This window comes from Candidatus Competibacter phosphatis (assembly GCF_012939995.1).
GTDB classification, from domain to species: domain Bacteria; phylum Pseudomonadota; class Gammaproteobacteria; order Competibacterales; family Competibacteraceae; genus Competibacter; species Competibacter phosphatis.
On the sequence record NZ_SPMZ01000019.1, the window covers coordinates 127,779 to 141,992 of the forward strand.

General features: G+C 61.2%; 10 protein-coding genes and 3 pseudogenes. 12 read left to right on the forward strand and 1 reads right to left on the reverse strand.

Annotated elements, in window-relative coordinates; translation table 11 throughout:
- Positions 1-2: 2 nt before the first annotated feature.
- From E4P82_RS23150 to mobB, 7 genes are all read left to right on the forward strand, one after another.
- Positions 3-428: an MFS transporter gene (locus E4P82_RS23150; protein WP_312914397.1), complete on the forward strand. Its 426-nt coding sequence runs from the start codon at positions 3-5 to the stop codon at positions 426-428.
- A gap of 75 nt (positions 429-503) precedes the next feature.
- Complete coding sequence (locus E4P82_RS07710; RefSeq protein ID WP_169248338.1) at positions 504-2,120, forward strand: MFS transporter; 1,617 nt, start codon at positions 504-506, stop codon at positions 2,118-2,120.
- Between the two features lie 28 nt (positions 2,121-2,148).
- A complete protein-coding gene (locus E4P82_RS07715) occupies positions 2,149-5,910 on the forward strand; it encodes a nitrate reductase subunit alpha (protein ID WP_169248339.1) in 3,762 nt (1,253 codons plus the stop codon).
- A 2-nt stretch (positions 5,911-5,912) separates the two neighbouring features.
- On the forward strand, positions 5,913-7,460 hold the full coding sequence (gene narH, locus E4P82_RS07720) for a nitrate reductase subunit beta (RefSeq protein WP_169248340.1): 1,548 nt from the start codon (positions 5,913-5,915) through the stop codon (positions 7,458-7,460).
- A 63-nt stretch (positions 7,461-7,523) separates the two neighbouring features.
- On the forward strand, positions 7,524-8,237 hold the full coding sequence (gene narJ / locus E4P82_RS07725; protein ID WP_169248341.1) for a nitrate reductase molybdenum cofactor assembly chaperone: 714 nt from the start codon (positions 7,524-7,526) through the stop codon (positions 8,235-8,237).
- A 38-nt stretch (positions 8,238-8,275) separates the two neighbouring features.
- The gene (gene narI, locus E4P82_RS07730) at positions 8,276-8,956 is read left to right on the forward strand and encodes a respiratory nitrate reductase subunit gamma (RefSeq protein WP_169248342.1); all 681 of its coding nucleotides are present in this window, start codon (positions 8,276-8,278) and stop codon (positions 8,954-8,956) included.
- Between the two features lie 9 nt (positions 8,957-8,965).
- Positions 8,966-9,484, forward strand: coding sequence for a molybdopterin-guanine dinucleotide biosynthesis protein B (gene mobB, locus E4P82_RS07735; RefSeq protein WP_312914398.1), 519 nt, complete (start codon positions 8,966-8,968; stop codon positions 9,482-9,484).
- Between the two features lie 343 nt (positions 9,485-9,827).
- Here mobB and E4P82_RS21930 read toward each other — a convergent pair whose 3' ends face one another.
- Entirely contained in the window at positions 9,828-10,166 is a 339-nt protein-coding gene (locus E4P82_RS21930; RefSeq protein ID WP_246327441.1) for a hypothetical protein, read from the reverse strand.
- Here E4P82_RS21930 and E4P82_RS07740 point away from each other — a divergent pair.
- The 5 genes and pseudogenes from E4P82_RS07740 to E4P82_RS07750 all read left to right on the forward strand — a co-directional run.
- Positions 10,050-10,439, forward strand: coding sequence for a DciA family protein (locus E4P82_RS07740; RefSeq protein WP_246327439.1), 390 nt, complete (start codon positions 10,050-10,052; stop codon positions 10,437-10,439). The two genes, E4P82_RS21930 and E4P82_RS07740, sit on opposite strands and share 117 nt — an antisense overlap.
- 69 nt (positions 10,440-10,508) lie before the next feature.
- Entirely contained in the window at positions 10,509-12,206 is a 1,698-nt protein-coding gene (gene recC, locus E4P82_RS23155; protein ID WP_312914400.1) for an exodeoxyribonuclease V subunit gamma, read from the forward strand.
- Positions 12,207-12,463: 257 nt separating this feature from the next.
- A pseudogene (locus E4P82_RS23570) lies at positions 12,464-13,381 on the forward strand (exodeoxyribonuclease V subunit gamma); the annotation flags it as partial.
- Between the two features lie 19 nt (positions 13,382-13,400).
- Positions 13,401-13,466 (forward strand): annotated as a pseudogene (locus E4P82_RS23575) (hypothetical protein); the annotation flags it as partial.
- 530 nt (positions 13,467-13,996) lie between these two features.
- A pseudogene (locus E4P82_RS07750) lies at positions 13,997-14,214 on the forward strand (transposase); the annotation flags it as partial.

Genomic DNA, 14,214 nt, shown 5'->3' on the forward strand with positions numbered 1-14,214 from the left:
TCATGGCGGCGGCGCCTCTGGCCGCCACGGCGTTCCTGCCGGGGGTGAACGGTGGGGGCAATGTCGTGGGCTTCGTGGCGATGTTCCTGGTGCTGTTCCTCGCCGCCGGCATCGGCAACGGCTCCACCTTCCGCATGATCCCGATCATCTTCCGCACCCTGCGCGAGCGGCAGGTCGCCGACCGGAATGATGAAGCGGCGCTCGAACAGGCGCGGCGCGACGGCGCGACCGAAGCAGCGGCGGCCATGGGTTTGAGCGCGGCAATCGCGGCCTTCGGTGGGTTCTTCATCCCCATGGCCTATGGCACCTCCATCGAATGGACCGGCAGTCCGCAAAGCGCGTTGATTTTCTTCAGCCTGTTTTATCTGAGTTGCGTGCTGGTGACTTGGCGGTGGTATTCCCGCAAGGAGGCCGAAGTCTCGTGCTGAAAAGAGCGGTTACGAAGGTACCGAATGCAAACCCCGTTTGATCGATGATTATAAAATTATAGAGGTTTCAAGATCATGGCAGACATTCGTGAATGGCGCGTGGAAGATCCCCAATTTTGGGAGACCACGGGCAAAGGCATCGCCAACCGTAATCTGTGGATTTCCATTCCCAGCCTGTTGTGCGGCTTCGCGGTGTGGATTTACTGGAGCATCATCACCGTACAGATGCTCAATGCCGGATTTCCGTTCAAGCCGGCGGAGTTGTTCACGCTGGCGGCCATCGCCGGTCTGACCGGCGCGACCCTGCGCATCCCGTCGAGCTTCTTCATCCGCATCGCCGGCGGTCGCAATACCATCGTGTTCACCACGGCGTTGCTGATGATCCCGGCGCTGGGTACCGGCATCGCCTTGCAGAGCAAGGAAACCCCGTTGTGGGTGTTTCAATTGCTGGCGTTCCTGTCGGGTTTCGGCGGTGGCAATTTCGCCTCCAGCATGTCCAACATCAGCTTCTTCTTCCCTAAGCGGATGCAGGGTTTGGCGCTGGGGCTGAACGCAGGCTTGGGCAACGCCGGCGTAACCACCATGCAGATTCTGGTGCCGCTGGTGATGACGTTTCCCTTGCTGGGTTCTTTTGGCGGCGAACCGGTGACGCTGGTGCAAGCGTCCGGCTCGCTGATCGGCAAGATTCCCGCCGGTGCGCCGACCTACATTCAGAATGCCGGTTTCGTCTGGCTGTTTCTGCTGATCCCGCTCGCGTTCATCGGCTGGTTCGGCATGAACAACCTCCGCACCGAAGAAGTCTCGCCGCACATCGGTTCGCCCCTGGGCGCGATCTCCAAGATCGTGGGGATGTTGTTGATCGGCTTCATCACCGCCGGCGTGGGCTTGTATCTGATCCTGCCCGCGCCGATGGGACTCGGGCTGCCTTCGTGGAGCAAGTGGCTGGTGCTGCCCGGTGTCATCGCGCTGACCGTGTTCCTGCTCAAGCTGATTCCCGGTGAAATCAAGCCTAATTTGCAGCGGCAATTCCTGATCTTCGGCAACAAGCACACTTGGGTCATGAGCGTGATCTACACCATGACCTTCGGTAGCTTCATCGGTTATTCCGCCGCTTTTGCCTTGGCGATCAAGGTGATCTTCGGATTCAGCCACATCGCCGGCGCGGATGGCGCGCTGACCCACGCCACCGTCAATCCGAACGCCCCTAGCGCGCTGATGTATGCCTGGATGGGACCCTTTATCGGGGCTCTGATCCGGCCCATCGGCGGCTGGATTTCCGACAAGGTGGGCGGCGCGCTGGTCACGCAGATCATTACCGTGGTGATGATCGCCGCCGCGCTGGGGGTGGCTTATTACATGAGCGCGGCCTATCAATCGGCGACACCGGAACAGTATTTCATGCCGTTTTTCCTGCTATTTCTGACGCTGTTCGCGGCCAGCGGCATCGGCAACGGTTCCACCTTCCGCACCATCGCCATGGTGTTTCCCAAGGAACAGGCCGGTCCGGTGCTGGGCTGGACCTCGGCGGTCGCTGCTTACGGTGCGTTCATCATCCCGCAAGTTTTCGGCGAGCAGATTAATGCCACCACGCCGGAATACGCGCTCTACGGCTTCGCGGTTTTCTACTTCATCTGCTTGGTGCTGAATGGGTGGTACTACCTCGGCCCCAAGGCGGAATTCAAGAATCCTTAGCAGGCTAAAGATTGCGAGGTAAGCAGAGATGAGCCACTTTCTCGACCGACTGAATTTCTTCAAAAAGATTACCGACACTTTCTCTGGCGACCACGGCATCGTCACCAACGAAGATCGAGGTTGGGAGGACGCCTACCGCGCCCGCTGGCAGCACGACAAGATTGTGCGTTCGACCCACGGCGTGAATTGCACCGGTTCCTGTAGCTGGAAGATTTACGTCAAGAACGGTTTGGTGACTTGGGAAACCCAGCAGACCGACTATCCACGCACTCGCGACGATCTACCGAATCATGAGCCGCGCGGCTGCGCGCGGGGCGCGTCCTACAGTTGGTATCTGTACAGCGCTAATCGGGTGAAATACCCGATGATTCGCGGACGGCTGATCAAGCTCTGGCGCGCGGCGCTGGCGGTGCATAAAGACCCGGTGGCGGCGTGGGCGTCCATCGTCGAAGACCCGGCCAAGGCCACCGAGTACAAGCGCCAACGTGGTCTGGGCGGTTTCGTTCGCTCCACCTGGGACGAGGTCAACCCGATCATCGCCGCCGCCAACGTCTACACCGCCAAGCAATACGGGCCGGATCGCATCTACGGCTTTTCGCCGATTCCAGCCATGTCGATGGTGTCCTATGCGGCGGGTTCCCGCTATCTATCGCTGATCGGTGGCGCGTGCGGTAGTTTCTACGATTGGTACTGCGACCTGCCGCCCGCCAGTCCGATGGTCTGGGGCGAGCAAACCGACGTGCCGGAATCGGCGGACTGGTACAACTCCACTTTCTTGATGATGTGGGGCTCCAACGTCCCGCAGACCCGTACCCCGGATGCCCATTTCATGACCGAAGTGCGCTACAAGGGCGCCAAGATCGCGGTGGTCTGCCCGGATTATTCGGAAGCCTCCAAATTCGCCGACATCTGGCTGCACCCCAAGCAAGGCACCGACGCCGCCGTGGCGATGGCCATGGGCCACGTCATCCTGCGCGAGTTCTATCTCGATGGCAAATCGGACTATTTCACCGACTACGTGCGCACCAAGACCGATTTTCCCTATCTGGTGCTGCTGGAGCGGCGAGCGGATGGGACCTACTTCAATGGTCGCTTCCTGCGCGCCTCCGATTTGGCCGGCAGCGCCGAGCAGGCCAACAATCCAGAGTGGAAGACGCTGGCTTTCGACGAAAACAGCGATCAACTGATCGTGCCGAACGGCTCCATCGGTTTCCGCTGGGGCGAGAAGGACGGCATGGTTGGTAAATGGAATCTGGAAGCGAAAGAGTCGCTGACCGGCGCCGAAACCCAATTACGCTTGTCGGTGAACGAAATCCGGGACGAGGTGGTTCCGGTCGCCTTCCCCTATTTCGGTTCCACCCAACACCCGCATTTCTCCTGCACCCGTCACGACCCCATTCAGGTGCGCAACGTGCCGGCGAAGAAGGTGAAGTTGGCCGATGGCTCCGAAGCGTTGGTCGCCACTGTTTACGATCTAACCTTGGCGCAATACGGGTTGGATCGCGGTTTGGGTGGCGGTAACGTCGCCAAAACCTATGACGACGATGTGCCTTACACCCCGGCCTGGCAGGAGAAAATCACCGGAACGCCGCGTGAGCAAATCATCACCGTCGCCCGCCAGTTCGCCGAGAACGCCGACAAGACCCATGGCAAGTCGATGATCATCATCGGCGCGGCGATGAACCATTGGTATCACATGGACATGAATTACCGAGGCGTCATCAACATGTTGATGATGTGTGGTTGCGTCGGCCAGAGCGGCGGCGGTTGGTCGCATTACGTCGGCCAGGAGAAGCTGCGCCCGCAAACCGGCTGGACCGCGCTGGCGTTCGCGCTGGATTGGCACCGTCCGCCCCGCCACATGAATTCGACCTCGTTCTTCTACATCCACAGCAGCCAGTGGCGTCATGAAAAGCTGGCGATGACCGAAATTCTGTCGCCGCTGGCCGATCCGCAACAGTGGCGGGGGACGCAGATCGACTACAACGTGCGTTCGGCGCGCATGGGTTGGCTGCCGACCGCGCCGCATTTCGACGCCAATCCGCTGCAAATCGCAAAAGATGCTGCTGCCGCCGGTAAAGCGCCGAACGCGTATCTGGCGGAGAATCTCAAGGCCGGCAAGGTCAACTTCGCCTTCGAGGACCCGGACAATCCGGCCAACTTCCCGCGCAACCTGTTCGTCTGGCGCTCCAACCTGCTCGGTTCCTCCGGCAAGGGTCATGAGTACTTCCTCAAGTACCTGTTGGGCACCACCCACGGCGTGCAGGGCAAGGATTTGGGCGAGGAGGGCGGCGAGAAGCCGCTGGAGGTGAAATGGCGGAAGGGCGCGGAAGGCAAGCTCGACTTGCTGGTGACGCTGGACTTCCGCATGTCCACCACCTGCATGTACTCCGACATCGTGCTACCGACCGCCACCTGGTACGAGAAGAACGATCTCAACACCAGCGATATGCACCCGTTTATTCACCCGTTGAGCGCCGCCGTCGATCCCGCTTGGGAATCACGCACCGATTGGGACATTTTCAAGGGCATCGCCAAGGCATTTTCGGAGACCTGCCCCGGTCATCTCGGCGTGGAGAAAGACATCGTTGCCTTGCCCACTCTGCATGACACGCCGACCGAACTCGCTCAACCATTGACGGTGAAGGACTGGAAGAAGGGCGAATGCGAGCTGATCCCCGGCAAGACCGCGCCGAGCCTGGTCGTGGTCGAGCGCGACTATCCGAATACCTACAAGAAGTTCACCTCGGTCGGGCCGCTACTGGATAAAGTCGGTAACGGCGGTAAAGGCATCACTTGGAACACCGAGCACGAGGTCGAAGCGCTGGCGACGCTCAATTACACCGTGCTGGAGGAGGGTGTGTCCAAGGGCCGACCGCGTATCGACAGCGACATCGACGCCGCCGAAATGATCATGATGCTGGCCCCGGAGACCAACGGCCATGTGGCGGTGAAAGCCTGGGCGGCATTGAGCAAGATTACCGGCCGCGATCATACCCATCTGGCGATTCCCAAGGAGCATGAAAAGATCCGCTTCCGCGACATTCAGGCCCAGCCGCGCAAGATCATTTCCTCGCCGACCTGGTCGGGATTGGAGGACGAGAAGGTCAGCTACAACGCCGGCTACACCAACGTTCACGAACTGATTCCGTGGCGAACCCTGACCGGTCGCCAGCAGTTCTATCAGGATCATCCCTGGATGCTGGGCTTCGGCGAGGCGATGTGCGCCTACCGGCCGCCGGTGGACATGAAGACGGTCGAGCCGATCATCGGCCAGAAACCGAACGGTAACCCGGAGATCGTGCTGAACTTCATCACCCCGCACCAGAAGTGGGGCATCCACAGCACCTACACCGACAACCTGCTAATGCTCACCCTGTCGCGGGGTGGTCCGATCATCTGGATGTCCGAGATCGACGCCAAGAAGGCCGGCATCGAGGACAACGACTGGATCGAAGCCTACAACCTCAACGGCGCCATTGCCGCTCGCGCCGTGGTCAGCCAGCGCGTTCCCGAAGGCATGTCGATGATGTACCACGCCCAGGAAAAGATCGTGAACACGCCCGGTTCCGAAATCACCGGCACCCGGGGCGGCATTCACAACTCGGTGACGCGCACCGTGCTGAAGCCGACCCACATGATCGGCGGCTATGCCCAGCAGAGCTACGGTTTCAACTATTACGGCACCGTCGGCGCCAACCGCGACGAATTCATCATCGTCCGCAAGATGGCCAAGGTTGATTGGCTCGACGACGAAACCCCGGACAACGCCACCGTGGAGGCGCATTGATCATGAAAGTACGCGCACAAATCGCCATGGTCCTGAACCTGGACAAGTGCATTGGCTGCCACACCTGTTCGGTGACCTGCAAGAACGTCTGGACCAGCCGCGACGGCATGGAATACGCCTGGTTCAACAACGTCGAGACCAAACCCGGCATTGGTTATCCCAAGGAGTGGGAGAACCAGCAAAAGTGGAACGGCGGCTGGAAACGCCACCGGGACGGCAAGATCGAGCCGAAGCAGGGCGGCAAATGGCGGATTCTGGCCAACATCTTCGCCAATCCCGACCTGCCGGCCATCGACGATTACTACGAGCCGTGGGATTACGACTACGCGCATTTGCAGAATGCACCGGAGTCGAAAGCCATGCCCACCGCCCGGCCGCGTTCGGCGATCAGCGGCGAACGGATGCAGAAAATCCACTGGGGGCCGAACTGGGAGGAAATTCTCGGCACCGAATTCGCCAAGCGCTCCAAGGACACCAACTTCGAGAGCGTGCAGAAGGAGATTTACGGCGAGTTCGAAAACACCTTCATGATGTATCTGCCGCGCCTGTGCGAGCACTGCTTGAACCCGGCTTGCGTCGCTTCGTGCCCGTCGGGTGCGATCTACAAGCGCGAGGAAGACGGCATCGTCCTGATCGATCAGGACAAATGTCGGGGTTGGCGGATGTGCGTGTCCGGTTGTCCGTACAAGAAGATTTACTACAACTGGAATACTGGCAAGTCCGAGAAGTGCATCCTCTGCTACCCGCGCATCGAGTCCGGGCAACCGACGGTGTGTTCGGAAACCTGCGTGGGCCGCATCCGCTATCTGGGTGTGTTGCTCTACGATGCCGACCAAATCGAAAAAGCGGCCAGTGTCCTCGACGAAAAGAGTTTGTATCAAGCGCAACTCGACATGTTCCTCGATCCCTTCGACCCGGTCGTACAAGCTGAGGCGCGTAAGGTCGGTATTCCCGATGCGTGGCTGAAAGCCGCCCAAGATTCGCCGATCTACAAGATGGCGATCGAGTGGAAGATCGCCTTCCCGCTGCATCCCGAGTACCGCACCCTGCCGATGGTCTGGTACGTGCCGGCGTTGTCGCCGATTCAGGCTCGCGCCGAGTCCGGCCAGATCGGCATGAACGGCATCATTCCCGATGTCGGTTCATTGCGGATTCCGCTGAAATATCTGGCCAACCTGCTGACCGCCGGCGACGAAAAGCCGGTCAAGCTGGCACTGGAACGGATGCTGGCAATGCGCGCCTACATGCGGGCGAAAGTGGTGGACGGCGAGGTGAAGGACGACGTGTTGAAGGCGGTCAATCTCCGCATCGATCAGGTCGAGTCGATGTATCGCTACCTGGCCATCGCTAATTACGAGGATCGCTTCGTCATTCCAACCAGCCACCGTGAATACGCCAGCGCCACCTACGACGCTTTCGGCGAACGCGGCGGCTGCGGCTTCAGCTTCGGCAACGGCTGCTCGCCGGGCACGGACAAGACCAACCTGTTCGGCGGCAAGAAAGTGACCACGCGCCGGGCGATTCCGATCCGGGTGGAGCCCACGAAGTAGGGTGGACTTTCAGCCTATGGGGTGGGCAATGCCTACCTCATCTCCACAAGGAGAAATTGCACCATGAAAACCCTGAAAGTGCTGTCCGCGCTGCTCTGCTACCCCCAGTCGGAACTGCAAGCCGCGCTGAGTGAAATGATTGAGGTTCTCGACCAGGAAAATGTGTTGCCGGAACGCGAACATCGGGCGCTGCTAGCACTGATCGACCAGACACAGCGGACCGATCTGATCGAGTTACAGGAGCGGTATGTCCGGCTGTTCGACCGGGGTCGGGCGCTGTCGCTGCACCTGTTCGAACACATCCACGGCGAATCGCGGGATCGCGGTCAGGCGATGGTCAACCTGCTGGACGTGTATCGCCAGCACGGTTTCGAGCTGGACGCCCACGAATTGCCCGATTACATCCCGCTGTTTCTGGAGTATCTGGCGCAGCGCCCGGCTGAAGAGGCGCTGGAAATGCTGGCCGATGCCATGCACGTCATGGTCTTACTCGGCGCCCGGCTGGCTGAACAGAGCAGCGACTACCACGTCGTGTTCGATGCGCTGGCCACCCTGGTCGGCGAGCCGGCGGACATCGAGGCGATTCGCCAGCAGGCCGCGACCGAGGGTCCCGATGAAACAATCGTCAATATGGACAAGATTTGGGAAGAAGAGGCCGTGAACTTCCTGGCGAATCAGGACAGTTGTGGAAAAAGCCAAGGTGGTCGCGCCACGGCCCAACCCGTGCGCTGGGTGTCTCCACCCGGTTCAACGCCACAGGCCGCTCGTTCCCTATAAAAAATGAGGGTGGTTTTTACCCATTCGAGGCGATGATCATGAGTTACTTAAATACCCTGTTATTCGGCGTTTATCCGTATCTGGCTGGCGCGGTATTCCTGCTCGGCAGTCTGGCGCGCTTCGATCGCGACTCGTTTACCTGGAAAGCCCATTCCAGTCAGATGCTCAGCAACAAGAACATGCGGCTGGCCAGCAACCTGTTTCACGTCGGCATTCTGTTGCTGTTCCTCGGCCACTTCGTCGGCCTGCTAACCCCGCCGGAAATCTTTCACGCCTTGGGCGTTTCCGCTGGCGCCAAGCAGATACTGGCCATCGTCGCCGGTAGTGTCGCCGGGTTGATGTGCTTCGCCGGTTTGACGATGCTGGTGCAGCGGCGGTTGAACGATCCTCGGGTGCGCGCCACCAGCACCCGGATGGATATTTTCATTCTGCTGCTTTTGTATGCGCAGCTCATTCTCGGCCTGTTGACCATCCCGTTGTCGCTGATGCATCTGGATGGCGGCAATATGCTGTTGCTCATGCAGTGGGCGCGAAATGTCGTGACATTCGATCCGGCGGAAGCGGTGGCGGCCATAACGCCCATTGGCTTGCTGTTCAAGCTGCACATTTTCCTCGGCTTGACTGTGTTCCTGGTCTTCCCGTTCAGCCGGCTGGTGCATATCTGGAGCGCGCCGGTGACTTATCCGGCACGCCCTTATCAGGTGGTCCGGCAGCGCTGATCTGGTCGGATGACGATGAAAGTGCTTGGTATCAGCGGTTGGAGCGGTTGCGGCAAAACCACGCTCATCGTTGCCCTGCTGCCCCGGCTGCGGGCATGCGGGCTGACCGTATCCACGCTCAAACACGCTCATCACGATGTCGATCTGGAGACGCCCGGTAAGGATACCTGGCGTCACCGCCAGGCCGGTGCCCATGAAGTGATTTTGGCGACCGGTCGCCGTTGGGCCTTGTTGCACGAACTGCGTGAGGAGTCGGAGCCCACGCTGACCGAGTTGCTTGCCCATCTGCAACCGGTGGATCTGGTGCTGGTCGAAGGTTGGAAGACCGGCGTATATCCCAAACTGGAAGTTTGGCGGCCACTCGCCGAGGACAAGCCACCACGCTTTCCAGGCGACCCGAGCATTGTCGCCGTCGCCTGCGAGCCGTTGTTGGAACCGGTGGTGTACGGCCTTCCCGGCTTGCCGGTATTCCCGCTGGCCGACCTGGACGGCATCGCCGGATTCGTGGCGGAGTTCGCCCGGTCCTGAGTGTGCGTTCGATCAAGGCGATTCCCGCATCGTCTTGACTTGCGGTTTGGCGGGATCTGCGCCAAAGTTCGGCACTGGGCTAACCCAGCGGCGTGGCTGTGCGGACTATGGTGATTTTCCGGCAACGGTTCGAGCGAAATGACCCGCGCCCGCGGCGCGAGGGGTGCCGCGAAGGCGGCGGGTGGCGCCATGTCTGAATCCGATAGCCGCGCGTCCGCCCGCCGGCACACCGCGCAACTGCTGAAAATGCTGCGTGGCCACGAATCGGAGCCCGGTTCGTCGCCGGCGAACCCGGCGCGGTTCGCCACGGTCGCTGGTTCCGAGCCCGATGGCGCCGTTCGTGTCACGCCGGTCGCGCCCAGCGTTGACCTGCCTGCCAAAATAGCCGAGATCCCCGCTCCCTACCGGCCGCTCCCGCCACTGCCGGCGCCGCCGCCGGATCGACCGACGCCGCGCGCTCCATCCGTCCCCCCCCATCCAGGCAACGCCGCCGCGTCAGCGAACCGGTTCCATCCCGACGGTGGGAGAAACTCTGCGCCGCCCGCAAGGGACCTTGGGGCGGTTGATGGCCCGCGCCGACCGGCTGAATCGGCTTAATCGTATCTTCCGCGCCTACCTGCCGCCGCACCTGCACGATCATGTGGTATTGGTCCGGCTGGATCAGGACGATTGGACGGTGCATGCCGACTCGTCCAGTTGGGCCACCCGGCTGCGCTACGCTCTGCACAATATCCGCGAGACGCTGGGCCAGCAACTCGGCATTCCCTTGCCCAAGCCGCGCGTGCGGGTCGTGCCGCCCGACTTCCCGCCTCGCCCTCGGCGGCCGAGGCTGACGCTGACCCAACGCAATGCGAAACTGTTGGAAGTCACCGCCCGCAACGTGCCGGACCCTCGCCTGAGCGCGGCTTTGCGGCGATTGGCGCAGCATGCGGGCGCTTCCTCCGGAGCGGCTTGAGATCGCCGGACCCGAACGGGCGACGGCTAGCCCGTGCTCGTGCTTTTCCCCAAGCCAAGGCACTTCCTCGTGTTTTACAGCTATCAAAGCAACCAGCTTGAAATCCTGATCGAGCAACTGGCCGGCGTGTTGCGGCAGCCTTTGCGCGCGCCACTGGCGCGGGAAATCGTGATCACCCAAAGCAACGGCATGGCCCGCTGGCTGGCGCTGCGGCTGGCTGAGCGCCTGGGCGTCTGCGCCAATCTGGCATTCCAGTTTCCCGCAACTTTTCTTTGGGAAATGAGCCGGGCGGTGCTGCGCCAGGTGCCGCCGACCTCGGCGTTCGACAAGTCGGTGCTGGTCTGGCGGGTCATGGCGCTGTTGCGGGAGTTGGAAGACACGCCGCGCTTTGAATCCTTGAACGTCTACCTCGGCGATGGCGGCGACGATTTTCGCCGCCACGAACTGGCCTGCCGCATCGCCGACGGTTTCGATCAGTACTTGGTTTATCGCCCGGACTGGATCGAAAAATGGGAAGCGGGCGAAGCAGACCACTGGCAGGCCGAGTTGTGGCGACGGCTGGTGCGGACAGGCGCGGCACACCGGGTGCGGGTACAGGCGCAGTTTCGCAAGGTGTTGCGCGACGGCGATTTCGATTGCCGCCGCCTGCCCGAGCGGGTCGCCGTCATCGGTGTGGCGGCGTTGCCGCCGTTGTACCTGGACCTGCTGGCCGAACTGGCGCGTCATGTGGATCTGCATCTGTTCGTGTTGAATCCCTGCCAGGAATACTGGGGCGACATCCGGGCCGAACGCGATCTGGCCCGGCTGGGCGAGGAAACCGACCCGGAGGACGCTTATCTGACGGTTGGCAATCCGCTGTTGGCGTCCCTCGGCAAGCAGGGGCGGGATTTCATCGATTTGCTGCAAGCGTATCCGCGAGCCGAGTGGGACGGCTTCGCCGAACCCGACGGCGAGACGCTGTTGCATCGCTTGCAAGCCGACATCCTGCACTTGCGCGAGCGGGGCGGCGAGGACTGCCCGTCCTTGCCACTGCTGCCGGACGACCACTCGTTACAAATCCACGCCTGCCACGGACCGATGCGCGAGGTCGAGGTTTTACACGATCGATTGCTGGCGCTGTTCGCGGCGCGGCGGGATCTGAAGCCATCGGACGTGATCGTGATGGCGCCGGATATCGCCGTGTACGGGCCGCTGATCGAGGCGGTGTTCGACAGTGTCCCGCGCGAACGGCGGATACCGTTCAGCGTCGCCGATCAGGGTGCGCCGGTTGAGAATCCGCTGGTCGAGATATTTTTCGAGTTGCTGGATCTGGGCGGTGGGCGTCATGACGCCGCGCAGGTGTTGGGCCTGCTGGAGCCGCCGGCGGTGCGGCGGCGCTTCGGTCTGGCGGAAGACGATCTGGATCACATTCGCCACTGGGTGCGAGGCGCCGGCATTCGCTGGGGCATCGACGCCGGCATCAAGAGCACCTGGGATTTGCCCGCCACCGCCGAGCACACCTGGCGGGCCGGGCTGGACCGGTTGCTGCTGGGCTACGCGCTGCCGGGAAACGGCCGAGAGCTGTACGACGGCATTCTGCCCTACGACGAGGTGGAAGGCGGTGAGGCGCGGGCGTGGGATGCTTGCAGAGTTTCACCGAAGCGCTGTTCGGCCTGGATGCCCGTTTGCGCGAGCGCCGGTCGTTGGCGGCTTGGGTGGAGGTGCTGCGCGGCATGCTGGAGCAATTTTTCGAGCCCCGCGACCGCGAGGAAAACGAACTGCAACTGATTCGGGCCGCGTTGGAAACGCTGCGCGGCAACGCCGAACTGGCGGAGTTCGACGAGCCGGTGTTGCTGTCGGTGGTGAAATCGGCGCTGCGCGGGCAGTTGAACACGGCCGAGAGCGGCGCGGGACGGTTTCTGGGCGGTGGGATGACGTGTTGCGCGATGGTGCCGATGCGCAGCATCCCGTTTCCGGTGGTGTGCCTGCTCGGCATGAACGACGACGCCTATCCGCGCCCGCACCGGCCGGTGGGTTTCGATTTGATGGCGACCCGATTCCGGCGCGGCGACCGCTCCCGTCGTCAGGACGACCGTTATCTGTTTTTGGAGACCCTGCTGTCGGCCCGAGTGTGTTTTTACCTCAGCTACGTCGGCCAGAACATTCGCGATAACTCGGTGTTGCCGCCCTCGGTACTGATCGGCGAATTGCTGGATGTGGTGGATCGGGGTTTTTATGACCCTGACGGTGGCCGGGCCAGCGCGCGACTGGTGACCCGTCATCCCTTGCAGCCGTTTAGCCGGCGCTATTTCAGTGGCGATGCGCGCTTGTTCAGCTACGCGCGGGAATGGGTGGAAGCCAGTCGGCGAGCCGGGCGCGGCGAACGAGTGGCGACGGCGCTGCTGACGGAAGCGTTGCCGGAACCGGAGCCGGCCTTGCGCACGGTGAGTCTGGAGGGACTGGTTCGATTCTTCAAGAATCCGGCGCGTTGGTTGTTGCGCGAGCGGCTGGGCATTCGGGTGGAGGAGGGCGAGGAAGCGCTGGAGACTCGCGAGCCGTTCGTGCTGGACGGGTTGGAAAATTATCAGGTGTTGGGTCGGGCACTGGAGCTGTATCGCGAGGATCGGCCGGCGGCGGACATTGAGACGGTGCTGCGGGCGGGCGGAGCGCTGCCGCACGGACAGGTGGGTGAATGCGTGTTTGCCGGGGCGCGAGATCGAGTCATCCGTTTCGCCGGGCGATTGGGGCGGGTGGTGCCGCGACGGGCGGCCGAACCGCTGAGCCTGGATCTGACGCTGGGGGAATTCCGCCTGACCGGGCGGCTGACCGGGCTGACGCCGGACGGGTGGGTGGGCTACCGACTGGCGTCGATGAAGGCCAACGATTATTTGAATTTGTGGCTGCATCATCTGGTATCGAACGCCGTGGCGCCGGTGGGGGGGTGGCTCGCGCAGCCATTGGGTGGCGGAAGATCAGGAAGTGGTGTTGGAGCCGGTCGCCAATCCCCACGAAACATTGCGGGCGTTACTGGAGCTGTACTGGCGAGGGGCGCGGCGCTTGCTGCATTTCTTTCCGAGAAGCGCGCTGGCTTACGTCGAGAAGCTGGGCAAGGACGGCGACGGGGAGCGCGCGTTGCGAGCAGCGCAAACCGAGTGGGCGGGCAGCGAATATCGGCAGAGCCGTCCAGAGCGGGAGGATGGCTATTATCGCTTGGCGTTCCGTGATACCGATCCGCTGGATGGGGAGTTCGTGGAACTGGCCATGGCGGTTTTCGAACCGCTGTTTGCCCATGTTCGACGCGAGGCGGAGGATTGATTGCTGTTTACCTTCTAACGCCAGCCGTAACCGGCGTATTTCTCGTTCGCTGCGCTCACAAAAAAATACGCCGGTTACGGCCTTGTTATGCGAATATTGGCAGTATGACATCTTGCGTATGATGCTCGGTTTTCAAGATTGCTGGCAGCTTCTCAGAAGCTGTACAAAAAACTAACACATTGATATTATTATAGTATTTTTTGATAAAATAAGCCAAAATCCGGCGATTATTTTAATTTCAGAGATTCTATTCGAGGTGCTGCATGGCTTGGCCAAAAGAAATTCCTGGTAAGAGGTATCCCAGTGATTTGACAGATGAAGAATGGGAAATCTTGGAGCCGATTTTAAAAAAAGCCGATCCTTATACGACAGGTCGGCCCCGTAAAGTCGATCTCCGCGAAGTGATAAATGCCATTTTTTTACCTGAACAAGACGGGTTGTCAATGGCGGTATTTGCCTAAAGATTTTTCCCCACTATACC

What these genes read in the sequence shown, in the direction of transcription:
- E4P82_RS23150 (WP_312914397.1), top strand. Translation starts at nt 3, where the DNA reads ATGGCGGCGGCGCCTCTGGCCGCCACGGCGTTCCTGCCGGGGGTGAAC.
- E4P82_RS07710 (WP_169248338.1), top strand. Translation starts at nt 504, where the DNA reads ATGGCAGACATTCGTGAATGGCGCGTGGAAGATCCCCAATTTTGGGAG.
- E4P82_RS07715 (WP_169248339.1), top strand. Translation starts at nt 2,149, where the DNA reads ATGAGCCACTTTCTCGACCGACTGAATTTCTTCAAAAAGATTACCGAC.
- narH (WP_169248340.1), top strand. Translation starts at nt 5,913, where the DNA reads ATGAAAGTACGCGCACAAATCGCCATGGTCCTGAACCTGGACAAGTGC.
- narJ (WP_169248341.1), top strand. Translation starts at nt 7,524, where the DNA reads ATGAAAACCCTGAAAGTGCTGTCCGCGCTGCTCTGCTACCCCCAGTCG.
- narI (WP_169248342.1), top strand. Translation starts at nt 8,276, where the DNA reads ATGAGTTACTTAAATACCCTGTTATTCGGCGTTTATCCGTATCTGGCT.
- mobB (WP_312914398.1), top strand. Translation starts at nt 8,966, where the DNA reads ATGACGATGAAAGTGCTTGGTATCAGCGGTTGGAGCGGTTGCGGCAAA.
- E4P82_RS07740 (WP_246327439.1), top strand. Translation starts at nt 10,050, where the DNA reads ATGGCCCGCGCCGACCGGCTGAATCGGCTTAATCGTATCTTCCGCGCC.
- E4P82_RS21930 (WP_246327441.1), bottom strand. Translation starts at nt 10,166, where the DNA reads ATGCACCGTCCAATCGTCCTGATCCAGCCGGACCAATACCACATGATC.